The organism is Tateyamaria sp. Alg231-49, from assembly GCF_900143535.1.
Taxonomy (GTDB): Bacteria; Pseudomonadota; Alphaproteobacteria; order Rhodobacterales; family Rhodobacteraceae; genus Tateyamaria.
The window spans coordinates 64,916-81,258 of record NZ_FRFA01000008.1; the positions used below are offsets into that span (position 1 = coordinate 64,916).

The window sequence follows — 16,343 nt, forward strand, 5'->3', positions numbered from 1 at the left end:
GGGCCGGTCCAAACGCAAGACGTGATTGCAAACGTGAAATGGAGAGCATGCCTTGAGTATCGAAAACACATCTTCAGACCGGGTAGGGGCGCAGGCTCTGACAGGAGAACAAGCCCAGCATGGTGCATCGCTGACACCACGTGATGGACGCTCTCACGTTGTAGGACCGACAGCTCCGGGATTGTTGCCAATCACCATCCCACAGATGATGCAAAATACAGTTGCGGAGTACGGTGAAAACCTTGCCGTTGTGTCCTCTCACCAAGGCATCCGGCGCAGCTATAACGAACTGGACCGTGACGTTCTGAAACTGGCCGCAGGCTTTTTGTCTCTTGGTCTGGAAAAAGGGGATCGCGTGAGTATCTGGGCGCCCAATTGCTATGAATGGATTCTGACCCAACTGGCAACGGCGCGCATTGGCGTAATTCTGGTCAACATAAACCCAGCCTACCGGACGGCCGAAGTGCAATACGCGCTCAACAAATCGGGGTGCAAAGCCTTGGTTGCCGCCGAGCACTTCAAGACGTCGCACTACATCGACATGATACGTGCGCTTGCACCAGAGTTGGACAGGTCTGACCCAGCCGCGTTGCAGTCAGAAAAGCTGCCTTACCTGCGACAGGTGATCGCAATCACACCGAACGCCATGAACGGGGTTTTGCGCTTTAGCGATGTACAAAAGGCGGGGACGCCCGATCATGAGCGGCGGGTTGACGACATCGCAAACACATTGTCCTGCGATGATGCGATCAACATTCAATTCACGTCCGGAACCACCGGTGCTCCGAAAGGGGCCACGTTGACGCATTTCAACATCGTTAACAACGCCCGCTTTGTCACCGATCGGATCGCCCTTGGACCGACAGACAAGCTGTGTATTCCTGTGCCACTTTACCATTGTTTTGGGATGGTCATGGGGGTGCTTGGCGCGCTCTCAAAAGGCGCCGCGATACTGCTACCGAATGACGGCTTTGACACCGCCTTGACGCTGGATTGCCTCGAACACGAGAAATGCGCCGCCCTCTACGGGGTGCCGACTATGTTTGTCACAATGCTCGAGTCCCTGAAGGATAGGCCACGCCCCCTTACATCGCTGCGCACCGGCATCATGGCTGGTGCGCCATGCCCGGTCGAAGTCATGCAACGCGTGGGTTCAGAAATGAACATGACCGAGGTGACAATCTGTTACGGCATGACCGAAACGTCGCCTGTGTCCTTTCAAAGTTTTGTAGACGACCCACTTCAACTGCGCTGTGAAACTGTTGGGCGGGTTCATCCGCATCTGGAGGTGAAAATCGTCGACGAGACCGGCGCAATTGTTCCCATAGGGGCGCAGGGCGAGTTGTGTACGCGGGGCTATTCCGTCATGAAAGGGTATTGGGAAGACGAGGTTCAGACCGCTGATTGCATCCAAGATGGGTGGATGCAAACCGGAGACCTTGCGACACTTGACGAGAACGGGTTTTGCCGGATCACGGGACGCGTCAAGGATATGATCATTCGGGGCGGCGAAAACATTTATCCCCGTGAAATCGAAGAGTTTCTGTTCACGCATCCCAAAGTGAGTCAGGCACAGATCTTTGGCATTCCTGACGAAAAGTTTGGTGAAATCGTGTGCGCATGGGTGGTGCAGACGCCAGGGACAGAACTGAGCCCCGAAGACGTTCTGGACTATTGCGAGGGGCAGATTGCGCGGCACAAAGTACCGTCACACGTCAGGGTCGTCTCGGAAATCCCGATGACGGTCACAGGGAAGCCGCAAAAATTTATCATGCGAGACAAGATGTTGGACATGCTCGCGCCCTCCAACTTGTAAGGTCGTTGAATGCCTTTTGACCCACGCAGCGGTTGATCAGCCCGCCGCAATCGCCCTCAGCGATCGCCACCTCTTCTGCTGTCCCTGATCGCAGCTTCACAGTCCTTTTGATCGTTTGGCTCGCAAGAGACGGTCGACGATCCAACACGTATATACATCTTTTCGAATGTCCGATTTCCGCGTTGGATTGTCTTAATTGTCGCGGGCACAGATTTGCCGTTATAGCTGAATGTCGTTTCTTGTTCAGCGATAACTTTCGCCGTGGCCAAAGTCGGCAAACAGATCAGAAGTACAGCAAACACTCTCATTTTTAGGACTCCAGTTTCGCATCTATCGAAGACTTGGGGGACGAATAACTTACTCTGATAGATGTTGCGACAACGCATAAAAATCAAGGCTCTTAGGTGCGGCCCGCGATGTTTCGGTGATAAGATGCACGCTAGCGTAAGCTCCAGTGCGCTATCCGTGGCATCATCCCAGACAGAATGCCAAACCGCGCGAAACACCACGTTGATAATTTCTCCGTCTGCTCAGCCGTCTTCCAGGTGCTGTAGGCCGTCCTGCGCCGCCTCTAGCAGCTCATCGCATTCGACGAAAAACGACACGCGGATGTCTTCCATCGGATCGGGTGTGCTCATCCTGCGGTCCTAGCCAGCAACCATTTGCAACGCTTTAACTAACTTGACCGGGTCAAAGGGTTTGACGATCCAACCGGTGGCACCGGCCTTACGAGCTCTTTGTTTCAACTCTGGTGCTGCTTCGGTTGTCAGCACAAGGATCGGGGTGGACCGATAGGCATCGAAATCACGTACAGCACCGATAAAGTCGAAACCGTCCAAGCGAGGCATGTTGATGTCGGTAATAATGACGTCTGGTTTGATTCCAGAAAGCACCTCGGTCCCGTGCACTCCGTTATCGGCTGTGTGAACCGTAAACCCAGCGGGTTCTAAGGCAAAGCGGATCATGTCTCGCATTGTACTGCTATCATCTACGACGAGGACTTCGAGGCTCATGGCGCACCTTCCGATAGGTGTTCTGGCGCAAGGCCCATCATCGCCAACTGACGACCGGCGCGGTCACTGATCGCTGAAATCTCCAACGTGCCGCCCTGCGCATGTTGTGCCCGGGCAGCCGCGATTATCAGCTGGGCGGCGAGCGCGCCCATATGCGTCACATTGCTGGCATCAAGATGCACTTGCCCCCCGCTACAGGCTCGCGTCAGCCGGGGAGCAAACGCACTGAGTTCTTTTGCATCAAGGCGCGATGGCAACAGAATCTGTTCAGTCATTGCGCACCCAGGCAGATATCAACGGGTTGTCGTGTCATGATGGACCTCGGGGCTGCTCAACTCGAGGTTTGTGTAACGAACGCTCTCTTAAGACGGCGTTACCGGGCACGACATCCGGCGCTAAAAACAACCAAGCTACGCCCAACAAAAAAACCCGCGCCGGGTAAGGGCGCGGGTTTCAATGTCGTCATAGGGCTGGTGTCAGGCCCGGCGACGTCCACCGGTGCGTCCCGCGCGCCCACGGCCCTCTTGTCCGGCCTTGGGTGCAACCCGGTTGAACTTGATCCAGTTGCCACCGCCTTCGTCGTTATTGGTCAGGAAGTTGGCGGCCCGGATCGCCTCCATTTCCTTGCCAGCGCGGGGCAGGGTGGACCCAAGTCCAAACATCTGCACAAACGCTTCATCATCCATGCCTTCGGGCAGCACGATACCTGCGGCGGCGACTTCGGCGCGTTTTTCGGCGATCTTTGTTGGCCCGACGGGCAGGGCGACAGGGTTCATGATCGCAGACGTCATGCCAGCGCCCATGGCCATTGGCAAAAACGCATTGTTAACCCCATGGCGATTGGGCAACCCAAAGGAGATATTGGAGGCCCCGCAGGTCGTATTTACACCCAGTTCTTCGCGCAAACGGCGCACCAGAGTGAACACTTGCAATCCAGCTGTGCCCATAGCGCCGATCGGCATGACCAGCGGGTCCACAACAATATCATGAGCTGGAATACCGAAATCTGCAGCCCGCTCCACAATCTTCTTAGCCACAGCAAAGCGCACGTCGGGATCTTCGGAAATGCCCGTGTCGTCGTTGGAAATGGCAACCACCGGGACGTTGTATTTCTTGACCAGCGGCAGAACGAGCTCGAGGCGTTCTTCCTCACCGGTCACAGAGTTCAAAAGGGGGCGCCCTTCAGCAGCCGCAAGGCCATTTTCGAGCGCACCGGGCACGGAACTATCGATGCAGAGAGGGCAATCCGTCACCGCCTGCACGCACTCCACCAGCTGCCTCATCAGCGTCGGCTCGACAAAGTTGTTGTCGGCATAACGTGGATCTTCGGCCATCTTGTTGGAGAACACAGCACCCGAATTGATATCAAGGATCGTGGCACCAGCGGCCACTTGCGCGCGCGCATCCGCCTCGACACGGGAAAAATCACCGCGTTCCAACTCTTCATTCAGGACTTTGCGGCCTGTGGGGTTGATGCGCTCGCCAATGACGCTGAATGGCTGGTCAAAGCCTATTATGGCTGTCTTGGTCTTGGATTCGACAATGGTGCGTACCATGCGGGTCTTGTGTCCTTTTGTAGGCGTCGACCGGAACGATCGCGTTAATGGTCGACCGGGGCGGTCGAGTTATTGGTTGGCGGGGACAGCCGAGCGGCCCCCGTTTTGAATCGCCCAATTGGCATTGGTCTTGATCCCACCAAGGGGGAAGAAATGCACTTGAGCGATGTTGAAGTCGGGATTTGCAGCCTTGTGGGCGGCCAGCTGCGAGATCACATCAGTGGGCTCGAACGGCATCAGCAGTTTGGTGACGTCCTTGGCGCGGCGTTGCAAGACGCGCAACGAGGGGCCAACACCACAGGCGATTGCGAACTTGATCATGGTTTGCAACTTGGCAGGGCCTGCAATGCCGATATGGACGGGCAGGTCGATGCCTGCGGCTTTAAGGCTGTCTGCCCACGCGATGATGGGGCCTGCTTCAAAGGCGAATTGTGTGGCCAAGGCCATTTGTGCGTCCGTGGTTTCAGAGAATTTCTGTTTCCAATGAAGCGCTTCTTCGACGTTCTTCATGTTACCATCAGGATCGATGTCTTTATTCCCCTCAGGATGACCCGCCACATGCAACCGCTTGAATCCAGCGGCATCAAAAGCCCCGGACTCCAAGAGCTGCATCGAAGAATGGAAATCACCGTATGGTTTGTCGACACCACCGGCGAGCAACAGCGCCTGATCCACATTCGCCTCGCCTTGATAGCGTGCGACCCAATCCTTCAGGGTGGCGGCATCCTTGATGATACGCGCGGGAAAGTGCGGCATGACAGGAAAGCCATCGGCGTTCAGCCGTTTGGCAGTCGCCACCATGTCTTCGATCGGGGTGCCTTCGATATGGGCGATGTAGACGCGGGTGCCTTTGGGCAGAATGGCACGGAAATCTGCGACCTTTTCGGCAGTGCGCGGCATGACCTCGATGGAATAGCCTTGCAGGAACGTCTCCACCTCGGGGCTTAGCGTCCCCGCAACGGGCCCATCGTCTTTTTTGAAGTTCAACAATGCCATTTGTCCGTCTCCTACATGCGGGCCTCAGGCCCAACCCTCATTGTCGATCAGCGCTTTAATGCGAGCGGTGTCGTATTCTGTTTCCAGACGGAAAGCTTCGGCCTCGGCCAATTCGCCGGGATCGCCGTCCATGGGGTAGGGATCAGCCTTGCGCCATTCAGCCAGATAGGCATCGGCATCCTTGGCGTTCACCTTCATTGCAGCGCGATCTATCGCCTGCTCAAAACGTTCGGCCAATTGCCGTTTGGAACCGCGACGCCCCTTGCCGACAATGACTTGCGCCGGGATATCGCGCCAATAGACGATTGTGACATCAGGCATCTGATTCCTCCGTTCCAGTTGACCCGTGATAGGGCACAGCGCGGGCCGGGCGCGGCTCATTTTCGACAAATGCGGCGGCTGTTGCGACTTGGCAGGCCTGCATAGCTCAGCCGCCCCCTGTCTAGGCGTAAATATGCACCCCGGTAAACTTCGGATGTCTCATGTTCTTCATGAAGCAAGTGAGGTCCACCGTAAGCCACTTGCGTGATTGCAATCCGCGACCTATCGTTGGGATAACTCGATTTGAAAGGCGCGAAAGATGGCGCCAAAGCGTCCCGAAGGTGCGGGCGCGATAGACCACCGGCCCTCCGATCAGAGGGCCAAGCCCGTGCCGTGTGCCCCTGGATCGCCTGAGCTTTATGCCGCGCTTGATCTGGGCACGAACAGTTGTCGCATGTTGATTGCCGAGCCGCGAGGCGCGGGCTTTCATGTTGTCGACAGCTTTTCTAAATCCGTACAGCTGGGCTTGGGGCTTGAACGCTCAGGCAAACTGTCGCGTGGATCGATGGCACGCACCGTACAGGCGCTGCGCATTTGCCAGCAAAAGCTGAAGCGTCACAATGTGAACCGCATGCGTCTGGTGGCAACAGAAGCCTGTCGGCGAGCGTTTAATGCGACTGAGTTCATTGATCGTGTGCACCGCGAAACCGGACTGCGTCTGGACATCATCGAGCCCGAGGAAGAGGCACGTCTGGCAGTGGTGTCCTGCGCCCCACTGGTCAGTCCAAAGACCGAAAATCTCTTGGTGGTGGACATCGGAGGCGGATCAACCGAACTGGTCTGGATCGACCTATCCAAAGTGCCAAGGCCGGACCGCCCGCAAGCGATCATGCGCCTTCATTCGGGGTTCAAAAAGGCGATCAGCGACGTGCCCGAAGCCCGCGTGGTTGATTGGATCAGTGTACCACTGGGCGTTGCCACGTTGCGCGAGCAATTCAACGATGTGGATGATGATGCAGCACGTTTCGCGCTGATGAGCTGGTTTTTCGAGGAAAACCTGTCGAGCTTCTCTCCGTACCACGCGACCGAACCGACCGAACGCTTCCAGATCGTTGGCACCTCGGGCACAGTTACGACCGTTGCAGCCTCGCATCTGGGGTTGAAGCGCTATGACCGCGCAAAGGTGGACGGGTTGCGCATGTCCACAGAACAGATCGATACCGTCATCAGGTCCTACCTGCAGATGGGCCCGGGCGGGCGCCGGGCGGACCCGCGTATTGGTTCAGACCGGCACGCGTTGATCATGTCGGGGGCAGCGATATTGCAGGCGCTGATGCGCTGCTGGCCCACGGACCGCCTGTCGGTGGCCGACAGGGGCCTGCGCGAGGGGTTGCTTTATGCGCAAATGAGCGCGGATGGCGTGCTGGACGATCAGTCGGCTTGATGTGGGTGCGGGCGCACTGTATCGGCTGAGGCCAGCAAACAAAGGTGAGTGACGTGGCCAAGACCCCCACAGGAAAAAACACATCCGGGCGCGGGCAGCGTGATCTGAAGGTCAAGGTCAAGTCAGCCCGCGGTCGCAAGCTGTCCTCAACCCGCTGGTTGCAGCGTCAGTTGAACGACCCCTACGTCAAACGGGCGCAGGCCGAAGGCTATCGCGGGCGCGCGGCCTACAAGATTCTCGAACTGGATGACAAATTTCGCTTTCTCGTTCCCGGTGCGCGGATTGTCGATCTGGGCTGTGCTCCGGGTGGGTGGTGTCAGGTTGCTGTGAAACGCTGCAACGTGCTTGGTGAAAAGTCTGGCAAATCCCAAGGCACTATTCTGGGCATCGATTTACAGGAAATGGAACCGATTGCAGGTTGTGAACTCTACCAGCTCGATTTCATGGAAGACGACGCCGACCTCAAGGTCAAAGAGTGGCTTGGTGGTAAGGCGGATGTGGTGCTGTCAGACATGGCGGCCTCGTCCTCTGGACACAAACAAACTGACCATTTGCGTATCATCGCCCTGTGCGAAGCGGCAGCTTACTTTGCTTTTGATGTTCTGGAAGAAGGCGGGACATTTGTGGCCAAGACCCTCGCAGGGGGCGCCGAGGGCAGCCTGCAACAACTGCTCAAGCGCCGGTTCACCAAGGTCGCCAATGTAAAACCACCGGCCTCACGCGCGGACAGTTCAGAAAAATTTGTCGTAGCGACGGGATTTAAGGGCGCGTTGGACGAATAGCCGCGTCAGAAAACGAGCGCAGAGCGATCTGCTGGACGCGCTCAAGCTCATCTGGTTCGAGACGTCTGGTGCGCAACTCTTGGGCGTCGGACGCGCGATCAAGCGCCACATCGCGCTGACGCATCAACTCGAACAGGCGCATGTGGCGCGGATTTTCTGGATCTGACGACAACATGGCCTTTGCCTAACCGCCTATTTGGGCGGGCAAAGGGACTTAATGTGGTGAATTTCGGACGCTTCGCCTTAGATCGACAGACGCGCTGCGTGCGTGCCGCGTTCACGGTATGGCGTGGTGTCATAGTGAGCACGGTAGCACTTGGAGAAATGTGAGGGTGAGGCAAACCCGCAGGCCAGCGCCACATTGATCACGCTCATATCGGTTTGCATCAGCAGGTTACGGGCTTTTTGCAACCGTAGTTCCATGTAGTACCGCTTGGGTGAGCGGTTCAGATATCGCCGGAACAGACGTTCAAGCTGGCGCGTGGACATCCCTACATCATTTGCCAGAATCGAAGGGCTGATCGGTTCCTCGATGTTTTGCTCCATGATCTGGATGACTTGGCTCAGCTTAGGATGACGCACACCGATGCGGGTGGGTACAGACAAACGCTGCGTGTCCTGATCCGTGCGGATCGACGAATAGATCAGTTGATCGGCAACTGCATTGGCCAGTTGTTCGTCATTGTCATCCGCGATCAGCTTCAACATCAGATCAATAGAAGACGTCCCGCCAGCGGTCGTTAACCGTTTGTCATCAACCACAAAGACAGATTTGGTCAACTCAACCTCTGGGAATTCCTCGGTGAAACTATCCTGGTTTTCCCAGTGAATCGTCGCGCGCTTGCCATCAAGCAAACCCGCCTTGGCCAGCGAATAGGCGGCGGTGCAAAGCCCGGCCACAGCGGGCCCTTTGCGCGCTTCACGGCGCAACCACCCCAATAGACGTTTGGTTGTCGCCGCTTGGACGTCAATGCCGCCGCAGATCATGATCGTGTCATCCCGGCCAACCTCGTCCAGATCCCCGTCCAGCTTGAAACCGGTGCCCGCCGAGCAATAGGCCACATCACCGCCTTCGCCGACGATACGCCAAGTATACCGTTCTTTTTCCGCCATTCGGTTGGCAATACGCAGACTTTCCAGCGCAGCAGAGAAACACAGCAAGGTGAAGTTGTTCAGCAGCACGAACACAAACCGCTTGGGCTGATCCCCTTGGGGATGGGTCCGGGTGGCGTGGCGCGTGATCGACATCGCGGCGGCTTCCTAAGCTGGCGGGGGTATCAGGTCGACCGGGCCCGCTCGTTATTGGTGACGCGCACCTTGAGCATGGGCCAAACCCTAGGTCAAGTGGTCGCAATTATGATATGGTCACGTGCGCGCACCTTTTGTATAGGGGGGATCGCTGGCGTTAACGCCAACATTTTTTTGCGGAGAGAGACGATGAGCAATTGGACAAAATCTGACTGGCGCACACTGCCCCGGATACAGATGCCCGATTATACCGACGCTGCGGCCCTGAACGCGGTTGAGGCGCAGCTTTCCAAGTATCCACCGCTTGTTTTTGCAGGCGAAGCACGCAGGCTGACCAAACACCTGGCTGATGCCGGGCGCGGGGATGCGTTCCTGCTCCAAGGGGGCGATTGCGCAGAAGCCTTTGATCAGTTCAGCGCAGACGGCATCCGCGACACGTTCAAGGTGATGCTGCAAATGTCGATGGTGCTGACCTATGGCGCCAAGGTGCCGGTGATCAAACTGGGCCGCATGGCCGGTCAATTTGCCAAGCCACGCTCGGCCCCGACCGAAACAATCGATGGCGTGGAACTGCCCAGCTACCGCGGTGACATCATCAACGGTCTGGACTTCACCCCCGAGGCACGCATTCCTGATCCAAAGAAGATGTTGCAGGCCTACACACAGGCAGCGGCCACGCTGAATTTGCTGCGGGCCTTCTCGACTGGTGGCTATGCAGACATGAACATGGTGCATTCGTGGACCCTTGGGTTTGCGGAAGGCGCTGAGGCCGAAAAGTACCGTGAGATTGCCACGCGCATTCAGGATACCATCGATTTCATGGCGGCCGCTGGAATCGACGCGGACACCACGCACGAATTTTCATCGGTGGAATTCTACACCAGCCACGAGTCGCTGTTGTTAGAATACGAAGAGGCGCTGACCCGCGTTGACTCAACCTCTGGCAAGTGGCTGGCCGGGTCCGGGCACATGATCTGGATCGGGGACCGTACCCGTCAACCTGACGGAGCACATGTGCATTTCGCAAGCGGCGTCCAGAACCCGATTGGCCTCAAATGCGGCCCAACGATGACGTCCGAAGACCTCAAGGCGCTGATGGCAAAACTGAACCCGAACAATGAAGAGGGACGTTTGACCCTGATCGCACGCTTTGGGGCAGGAGCCGTCGGTGAAAACCTGCCGCGCCTGATCAATACAGTGCGGGAAGAAGGCGCAAACGTCACTTGGGTCTGCGATCCGATGCACGGCAACACGATCAAGTCCTCGACAGGGTACAAGACGCGGCCCTTCGAGTCGGTCTTGCGCGAAGTGCGCGAATTCTTTGGGGTGCACGCATCCGAAGGGACGATCCCAGGCGGTGTTCATTTTGAGATGACAGGGCAGGACGTGACCGAATGCACGGGCGGTGTGCGTGCAGTGACGGATGAGGACCTGTCTGATCGTTATCACACAGCCTGCGATCCGCGCCTGAACGCCTCGCAATCACTGGAACTGGCGTTCTTGGTCGCCGAAGAACTCTCGAACCTGCGCCGTGCGCGGGGCGGGGCACGCGCAGCCAGCTAAACCTCAATCAAAGATGAAAAAAGCGCGAGAGGTCATCACCTCTCGCGCTTTTTTTTCTTGCTCAGTCTGCTGGTCAGTTGTCTGATTTTACCACACGCAGATACGGCACGTCCGCTCGGGGCGTATGAGACTTGAAGGCACGCGCAGGCTCAGCGAACCCATCAGCGGGCTGAGGTGCTTCGGTCACGTTGGGCGCAGGCGCTTGTGCTACCGGTAATGTGGAGGGTGCGGTAATCGACCGAATCTTGGCCCCAACCACATCAAAGCGGCGCGGGGTGTGCCCGATTTCGCCCTGCGCTACGAGGCAGCCCAGAATGCGGCTGACATCGCCCAGATCGCTTTTGAGTGGCAGCAACAGTAAACGGCCTTCCAACTGAGGTTTGGTCACGCTGGTCTCTGCGTTCAGGCGCATCTCGCACACCGCTGGGCGCTGACATACGTCTTCAAGCAAATCGTTGATCTGACGTCGGCAGGGCGGCGTGATCAGCGAAGTAAGCGGCATCCCGCGCACTTCCATTCCCATCAGGTCGCTTAAGTGGCTACCTGCGATACGGATACGGGCCATTCCGGGCGCAATGCGCTCCAAAACGAACGTATACTCCAGTGCGGATTCGATACCCCGAGGATCAATCTCGGACCGTTTCGGCATAAGGCGTGCACCACGCAAACCTTCCCAATAGGCCTCAACCTGGGAAATAGCGGAATATCCAACTTCTGCGCGAAATTCTGTCATAACGGCGATATTGTGCGGGCTGTAATCTGATTTGTCCATCTTCTGAGTGTCGCAGTCTAATTCAAGGGTGAAGCATGCTGTGTTCATGTCCGTGTTGATACCAATATGTATCAAATTCGCGTCGAACGTAGGTCAAAACATAACAACTGGTTAATCTGCCCCGCGCCACAAAGCAGCAGGCTTTGGCTTGCCCCCTCTGGACACAGACCCTAAACGCTTGGGTATGACCAAGGTATCGCCCGGCGCCGATGGGGGCGCAAAAACACAAAAACATGTCATCCGTTCCATGACCGGATTTGCTGCAGCAAACGGCGCACTTGAACCGTTCCGCTGGTCTTGGGATGTCCGATCTGTAAACGGCAAGGGGTTGGACGTGCGCCTGCGGGTCCCCGACTGGATCGACGGGCTTGAAGCGGCGTTGCGCCCCTTGGTTCTGGCCCGTGCGGCACGGGGTAACGTGACATTGTCCTTGCGCCTGTCGCGTGATGATGCGGTCGCATCCGTGACCCTGAACACCACCCAAATGAAAGCCACCGTGCAATCCCTGCTTGATATCGAGGCCGAGGCGATGGAGCAGGGGCTGTCCCTTGCTCCGTCACGCGCCAGCGATATTGCGGTGATGCGCGGTGTTTTGGAGCAAAGCGTGGGCCAGGACGATCCGGCCCCATTGCGCGCCGCGCTTGTGGCCGAGTTGCCCGAGATTTTGGAGGCATTCGATGCCATGCGCCAAAGCGAAGGGAGTGCTTTGCGCGCTGTATTGGTCGCTCAATTAGACGAGGTGGCGACGCTGACGAAAGAGGCCGCAACATTGGCCGAGGCACGCAAGGACGAGGTCGCGACCACATTGAAAGAGAACCTCGCCCGCGTTCTGGACAATACCGACGGGGCCGATCCGGACCGCGTCGCTCAGGAATTGGCACTGCTTGCCGTCAAGGCCGATGTCACCGAAGAGATCGATCGTCTCTACACCCATGTAGGCGCGGCCCGTGTCTTGCTGGATGAGGGTGGCAGCGTGGGCCGCAAACTCGACTTTCTGATGCAAGAGTTCAATCGCGAGGCCAACACCTTGTGTTCCAAGGCGCAAAACGCAGACCTCACACGCGTCGGATTGGCGCTTAAGGCGCTGATCGACCAGATGCGCGAGCAAGTACAGAACGTGGAATAGCCCTATGACGACCGACCAGACGAAACGCCGTGGGCTGCTGATCATCCTGTCTTCGCCATCGGGAGCCGGGAAAAGCACCTTGGCGCACCGCTTGCGCGCCTGGGACAATGACATTGTTTTCTCGGTGTCCTCCACCACTCGGGACGCGCGCCCGGGTGAAGAGGATGGGGAGCATTACCATTTTGTGTCGGTCGATGATTTTAAAGCATCGGTAAAGCGATCCGAGATGCTCGAACACGCTCACGTATTCGGCAATTTTTATGGCTCCCCCAAAGGCCCGGTGTCCGAGGCGATTGAGCAAGGGCGCGACGTGCTCTTTGACATCGATTGGCAGGGTGCACAGCAAATCCGCAACTCAGACCTTGGCATGCACACGCTGTCGATCTTTTTGCTGCCCCCCTCCATCACCGAATTGCACCGCCGTCTGGTGGCACGCAATCAAGACAGCGAAGACGTCATCGAAAAGCGCATGCGCAAAAGCTGGGATGAAATCAGCCGGTGGGATTCCTATGATTTCGTGCTGGTCAACGACACCCTCGATCACACCGAAGCGCAGCTGAAAACGATCATTCAGGCGACGCGCCTTCGCCGATTGCAGCAACCTGACCTGACGGATCACGTGCGCGACCTGCAAACCCAGTTTGAGGAGCTAAAATGACCCTTTATGCCCTTGGTACAGACAGTCCCGAAATCCATGAGGATACGTGGGTCGCGCCTGATGCGAACGTCATTGGAAAAGTGGTTTTAGAACGCGCTGCAAGCATCTGGTTTGGCTGCACAATTCGCGCCGATCACGAAGAGATTCGGATTGGTGAAGGCTCTAACGTTCAGGAAAACTGTGTCATGCATATCGACGCAGGCTTTCCGCTTACAATCGGTGCGGGTTGCACAATCGGGCACAAGGTCATGCTGCACGGCTGTACGATCGGAGATAACACGCTGATCGGAATGGGTGCGACCGTTTTGAACGGCGCGCGCATCGGCAAGAACTGCCTGATCGGGGCAGGGGCGCTGATCACCGAAGGCAAGGAAATTCCTGATGGCTCTTTGGTTATGGGGATGCCGGGCAAGGTCGTCCGGGAACTCGACGAAGCGGCCATTCAAGGCCTGCGCGCCTCGGCGTTACATTATCAGGACAACATGCGCCGCTTTCGCGACACCATGACAGAGGTTACGGGCTAATGCCGCATTGCGAATTGCACTACTCCGATGATCTGGACATCGACGTGCCCGCAATTCTGGCAAAGGTCGAGGCAATCATTCTGGCCCATGACTCCGAAGCGGGCGATACCAAGGGGCGGGCCTATCCCGCAGCCCAGTTCCACCACACAAACTTCAAGGCCACGCTGTCGCTGCTGTCAAAACCGCACCGCGACGCGCAGTTCGTGGCCGCCCTGCAGCGCGATGTGGTCGCCGCCATTTCCAAATTTCTGCCACGCCCCTGCTGGATGAGCATCGACATCACCTTTAGCACGCCAAACTACCACACGGAGTTTCTGGAATGACCAAGAACGACCGCGGGTCTCTTATTCGTCCCGTACCGCTGCCAGAAAGTGCGTCACGCCCTGTGGCCACGCCACTGTCGCCCTCTGTGGTTTATGCTTCGGACACGCCGGACATGTTGGATGCACAGTACGAAGGGGATCTGCACGGTTACACATATAGTCGCGAGGGCCATCCAAACGCAGATGTGGTCGCGCGCACCATCGATGCGATGGAAGGGGCACCGCATATGGGCGTCGTCGTGTCCTCCGGGATGGCGGCTGTCTCTGCGGTTCTTTTGGGGCTGACCAAAGCCGAAGATCACGTGATCGGGGGCAATCAGCTTTATGGCCGGTCTTTGCGGATGATGGCCGAGGATTTGCCGCGCCTCGGGATTGCCACCTCAATGGTCGATCCCGGTGACGTCGAAGCGGTGCGCGCTGCCATCCGTCCCGAAACAAAGATGATCCTCGTTGAGGTTGTGTCGAACCCAACGTTGCGTGTGGCCGACATCCTCGGCTTGTCGGCGCTGGCCAAGGAAACCGGCATTCTGCTCGTGGTGGACAATACCTTTACAACGCCGCGCAGTTTTAAGGCATACGACCACGGTGCCGACATCGTCATCCATTCCGTGACCAAGCTGTTGGCGGGACATTCGGACGTTATGCTTGGCTATGTCTCAGCCAGGGACAAGGCGCTCAATGACCGATTGCGGGTGTTCGCCGTGACCGCGGGCATGTCGCCCAGCCCCTTTGATTGCTGGCTAGCAGAGCGGGGCATGCTGTCTTTTGAATTGCGCTTTGATCGGGCACAGTCCACAGCCGCAAAACTGGCCAAACACCTTGGCACCCTCGAAGGCGTCAAGCGCGTGATTTACCCTGCACGGCGGGACCACCCCGATCACTTACGGGCCGAGGCACTGCTTAAGGGTCAGTACTGCAACATGGTCAGCTTTGAGATCGAAGGCACGCGGGCGGCAGCCAATGCGCTGGCACGTGGCGCTGAGGGCCTTAGCTTTGCCCCCACGCTTGGGGATGTGGGCACCACGCTGTCGCACCCCGCGTCTTCCTCGCACCGCGCACTGACAGCGGAAAAACGGGCAGAACTCGGCATGTCCGAAGGGTTCTTTCGCGTTTCTGTTGGTCTTGAAGACCCGGACGCCCTGTGTGACGTGTTTACAAGCGCCGTACAGGCCGCAACGACGTAGACGAGGTGCGAGATGGGCGATGACATCCTTGACGCCCTGTTGGCCGCGTTTCCGCTGCCCAGCCTTGCGATCGACAGCACCGAACGGATCATTGCAGCCAACACCGAGGCCCTGACCCTAATTGGTCAACAGGCCAAGGGGCGCAACTACGTCACCATCCTGCGCCAGCCCGCGCTGCTCGACGCCATCGAGGCAACGTTGACGGATCGCACGCCACGCACGACCAGATACCTCAGCAACGATGGTGCACAGGACACCACCCTTCGGGTCAGTTGCAGGCCCGTGCGCGATGTTGGGCAGGACGGGGCAGGGGCCGTGCTGCTCTCGTTTGAAGACGTCAGCCATGTCGAGCAAGCCGGCCAGATGCGGCGCGACTTTGTGGCGAATGTCAGCCACGAACTGCGTACGCCGCTGACAGCGCTCATGGGGTTTATCGAAACCTTGCGCGGCCCCGCGCGCGATGATGCAGCGGCATCGACACGGTTTCTGAACATTATGCAGGATGAGGCAGAGCGGATGAACCGGCTGGTCGGCGACCTGATGTCTCTTAACAGGGTGGAAGGCGACGAACGGGTGCGGCCAACGCAAAGCGTGGTCCTCAATGATGTGCTTGAATCGACCCTGCGCACCTTACGTCCGCTGGCAAGCGAGGCGGGCGTGACCTTTGACATCCAAATGCCAGACACGCCCGTGCACATGATTGGGGACAGTGATCAACTGAAACAGGTTTTCACCAACCTGACCGAAAACGCGATCAAGTATGGCGGATCCGGGGGGCGGATCACCGTTAAGATGACCACAAGCCCACGTGAAGCTGCCCTGCGCGCGCCCGGAGCGCGGGTGCAGGTCATCGACTATGGCCCGGGGATCGATCCTGTGCACCTTCCGCGCCTGACTGAACGGTTCTATCGCGCAGACGATCACCGCAGCCGCGCCCTTGGTGGAACGGGTCTGGGGCTTGCCATCGTCAAGCATATCATCAACCGCCACCGCGGCAGATTACGCGTCGAAAGCGAACTTGGTGAGGGGGCGACCTTTACCGTCATCTTGCCGGTTCAGGAAAATGTTTGAGTGACG

General features: G+C 57.7%; 18 protein-coding genes. 10 read left to right on the forward strand and 8 right to left on the reverse strand.

Going from position 1 to position 16,343, the window contains the following annotated elements; translation table 11 throughout:
• Window positions 1-97: 97 nt before the first annotated feature.
• Window positions 98-1,816 carry an AMP-binding protein gene (locus tag DHN60_RS13715; RefSeq protein ID WP_234423646.1) on the forward strand — a complete coding sequence of 573 codons (1,719 nt, stop codon included), beginning with the start codon at window positions 98-100 and terminating at the stop codon, window positions 1,814-1,816.
• A gap of 647 nt (window positions 1,817-2,463) precedes the next feature.
• On the opposite strand, the gene DHN60_RS13720 is transcribed toward DHN60_RS13715, so the two are convergent.
• From DHN60_RS13720 to DHN60_RS13740, 5 genes are all read right to left on the reverse strand, one after another.
• Window positions 2,464-2,829, reverse strand: coding sequence for a response regulator (locus DHN60_RS13720; protein ID WP_108837890.1), 366 nt, complete (start codon window positions 2,827-2,829; stop codon window positions 2,464-2,466).
• The gene (locus tag DHN60_RS13725) at window positions 2,826-3,104 is read right to left on the reverse strand and encodes an STAS domain-containing protein (protein ID WP_108837891.1); all 279 of its coding nucleotides are present in this window, start codon (window positions 3,102-3,104) and stop codon (window positions 2,826-2,828) included. Before DHN60_RS13725 ends, DHN60_RS13720 begins: the two co-directional genes overlap by 4 nt.
• Before the next feature lie 201 nt (window positions 3,105-3,305).
• The gene (locus DHN60_RS13730; protein WP_108837892.1) at window positions 3,306-4,385 is read right to left on the reverse strand and encodes a methyltetrahydrofolate cobalamin methyltransferase; all 1,080 of its coding nucleotides are present in this window, start codon (window positions 4,383-4,385) and stop codon (window positions 3,306-3,308) included.
• A gap of 69 nt (window positions 4,386-4,454) precedes the next feature.
• Window positions 4,455-5,381 (reverse strand): 5,10-methylenetetrahydrofolate reductase, encoded by a 927-nt coding sequence (locus DHN60_RS13735; RefSeq protein WP_108837893.1) that lies wholly within the window; start codon window positions 5,379-5,381, stop codon window positions 4,455-4,457.
• Window positions 5,382-5,405: 24 nt separating this feature from the next.
• Window positions 5,406-5,702, reverse strand: a complete 297-nt coding sequence (locus tag DHN60_RS13740) for a virulence factor (protein WP_108837894.1) — start codon at window positions 5,700-5,702, stop codon at window positions 5,406-5,408.
• A gap of 259 nt (window positions 5,703-5,961) precedes the next feature.
• On the opposite strand from DHN60_RS13740, the gene DHN60_RS13745 reads away from it, so the two are divergent.
• Both DHN60_RS13745 and DHN60_RS13750 read left to right on the forward strand, forming a co-directional pair.
• On the forward strand, window positions 5,962-7,086 hold the full coding sequence (locus DHN60_RS13745) for a Ppx/GppA phosphatase family protein (protein ID WP_108837895.1): 1,125 nt from the start codon (window positions 5,962-5,964) through the stop codon (window positions 7,084-7,086).
• Window positions 7,087-7,139: 53 nt separating this feature from the next.
• Complete coding sequence (locus tag DHN60_RS13750) at window positions 7,140-7,868, forward strand: RlmE family RNA methyltransferase (RefSeq protein WP_108837896.1); 729 nt, start codon at window positions 7,140-7,142, stop codon at window positions 7,866-7,868.
• Here the strand turns inward: DHN60_RS13750 and DHN60_RS13755 are convergent.
• Together DHN60_RS13755 and DHN60_RS13760 are read right to left on the reverse strand one after the other, a co-directional pair.
• Window positions 7,846-8,043, reverse strand: a complete 198-nt coding sequence (locus DHN60_RS13755; RefSeq protein WP_108837897.1) for a hypothetical protein — start codon at window positions 8,041-8,043, stop codon at window positions 7,846-7,848. The genes DHN60_RS13750 and DHN60_RS13755 overlap by 23 nt on opposite strands.
• 68 nt (window positions 8,044-8,111) lie before the next feature.
• Window positions 8,112-9,116: a GlxA family transcriptional regulator gene (locus DHN60_RS13760; protein ID WP_108837898.1), complete on the reverse strand. Its 1,005-nt coding sequence runs from the start codon at window positions 9,114-9,116 to the stop codon at window positions 8,112-8,114.
• A gap of 189 nt (window positions 9,117-9,305) precedes the next feature.
• Between DHN60_RS13760 and DHN60_RS13765 the strand changes: the two genes are divergently transcribed.
• On the forward strand, window positions 9,306-10,679 hold the full coding sequence (locus DHN60_RS13765) for a class II 3-deoxy-7-phosphoheptulonate synthase (protein WP_108837899.1): 1,374 nt from the start codon (window positions 9,306-9,308) through the stop codon (window positions 10,677-10,679).
• 73 nt (window positions 10,680-10,752) lie between these two features.
• Here DHN60_RS13765 and DHN60_RS13770 read toward each other — a convergent pair whose 3' ends face one another.
• Window positions 10,753-11,451, reverse strand: a complete 699-nt coding sequence (locus DHN60_RS13770) for a PAS domain-containing protein (protein ID WP_108837900.1) — start codon at window positions 11,449-11,451, stop codon at window positions 10,753-10,755.
• A gap of 184 nt (window positions 11,452-11,635) precedes the next feature.
• Between DHN60_RS13770 and DHN60_RS13775 the strand changes: the two genes are divergently transcribed.
• Genes DHN60_RS13775 through DHN60_RS13800 form a run of 6 tightly spaced genes read left to right on the forward strand, consistent with a single transcriptional unit; the run spans window position 11,636 to window position 16,337 of the window.
• Complete coding sequence (locus tag DHN60_RS13775) at window positions 11,636-12,577, forward strand: YicC/YloC family endoribonuclease (RefSeq protein WP_234423641.1); 942 nt, start codon at window positions 11,636-11,638, stop codon at window positions 12,575-12,577.
• Between the two features lie 4 nt (window positions 12,578-12,581).
• Window positions 12,582-13,235, forward strand: coding sequence for a guanylate kinase (gene gmk / locus DHN60_RS13780; RefSeq protein ID WP_108837901.1), 654 nt, complete (start codon window positions 12,582-12,584; stop codon window positions 13,233-13,235).
• Window positions 13,232-13,759 carry a gamma carbonic anhydrase family protein gene (locus DHN60_RS13785; RefSeq protein WP_108837902.1) on the forward strand — a complete coding sequence of 176 codons (528 nt, stop codon included), beginning with the start codon at window positions 13,232-13,234 and terminating at the stop codon, window positions 13,757-13,759. The genes gmk and DHN60_RS13785 overlap by 4 nt, the downstream gene beginning before the upstream one ends.
• Window positions 13,759-14,082 carry a hypothetical protein gene (locus DHN60_RS13790; protein ID WP_108837903.1) on the forward strand — a complete coding sequence of 108 codons (324 nt, stop codon included), beginning with the start codon at window positions 13,759-13,761 and terminating at the stop codon, window positions 14,080-14,082. The genes DHN60_RS13785 and DHN60_RS13790 overlap by 1 nt, the downstream gene beginning before the upstream one ends.
• The gene (locus tag DHN60_RS13795) at window positions 14,079-15,266 is read left to right on the forward strand and encodes a PLP-dependent aspartate aminotransferase family protein (RefSeq protein WP_108837904.1); all 1,188 of its coding nucleotides are present in this window, start codon (window positions 14,079-14,081) and stop codon (window positions 15,264-15,266) included. The genes DHN60_RS13790 and DHN60_RS13795 overlap by 4 nt, the downstream gene beginning before the upstream one ends.
• A 12-nt stretch (window positions 15,267-15,278) precedes the next feature.
• Entirely contained in the window at window positions 15,279-16,337 is a 1,059-nt protein-coding gene (locus DHN60_RS13800) for a cell wall metabolism sensor histidine kinase WalK (protein ID WP_108837905.1), read from the forward strand.
• The last annotated feature ends 6 nt before the right edge of the window (window positions 16,338-16,343 follow it).

Coding starts and splice junctions, on each gene's coding strand:
- DHN60_RS13720 (WP_108837890.1), bottom strand. CDS start 2,829: ATGAGCCTCGAAGTCCTCGTCGTAGATGATAGCAGTACAATGCGAGAC.
- DHN60_RS13725 (WP_108837891.1), bottom strand. CDS start 3,104: ATGACTGAACAGATTCTGTTGCCATCGCGCCTTGATGCAAAAGAACTC.
- DHN60_RS13730 (WP_108837892.1), bottom strand. CDS start 4,385: ATGGTACGCACCATTGTCGAATCCAAGACCAAGACAGCCATAATAGGC.
- DHN60_RS13735 (WP_108837893.1), bottom strand. CDS start 5,381: ATGGCATTGTTGAACTTCAAAAAAGACGATGGGCCCGTTGCGGGGACG.
- DHN60_RS13740 (WP_108837894.1), bottom strand. CDS start 5,702: ATGCCTGATGTCACAATCGTCTATTGGCGCGATATCCCGGCGCAAGTC.
- DHN60_RS13745 (WP_108837895.1), top strand. CDS start 5,962: ATGGCGCCAAAGCGTCCCGAAGGTGCGGGCGCGATAGACCACCGGCCC.
- DHN60_RS13755 (WP_108837897.1), bottom strand. CDS start 8,043: ATGTTGTCGTCAGATCCAGAAAATCCGCGCCACATGCGCCTGTTCGAG.
- DHN60_RS13760 (WP_108837898.1), bottom strand. CDS start 9,116: ATGTCGATCACGCGCCACGCCACCCGGACCCATCCCCAAGGGGATCAG.
- DHN60_RS13765 (WP_108837899.1), top strand. CDS start 9,306: ATGAGCAATTGGACAAAATCTGACTGGCGCACACTGCCCCGGATACAG.
- DHN60_RS13770 (WP_108837900.1), bottom strand. CDS start 11,451: ATGGACAAATCAGATTACAGCCCGCACAATATCGCCGTTATGACAGAA.
- DHN60_RS13775 (WP_234423641.1), top strand. CDS start 11,636: ATGACCAAGGTATCGCCCGGCGCCGATGGGGGCGCAAAAACACAAAAA.
- gmk (WP_108837901.1), top strand. CDS start 12,582: ATGACGACCGACCAGACGAAACGCCGTGGGCTGCTGATCATCCTGTCT.
- DHN60_RS13785 (WP_108837902.1), top strand. CDS start 13,232: ATGACCCTTTATGCCCTTGGTACAGACAGTCCCGAAATCCATGAGGAT.
- DHN60_RS13790 (WP_108837903.1), top strand. CDS start 13,759: ATGCCGCATTGCGAATTGCACTACTCCGATGATCTGGACATCGACGTG.
- DHN60_RS13795 (WP_108837904.1), top strand. CDS start 14,079: ATGACCAAGAACGACCGCGGGTCTCTTATTCGTCCCGTACCGCTGCCA.
- DHN60_RS13800 (WP_108837905.1), top strand. CDS start 15,279: ATGGGCGATGACATCCTTGACGCCCTGTTGGCCGCGTTTCCGCTGCCC.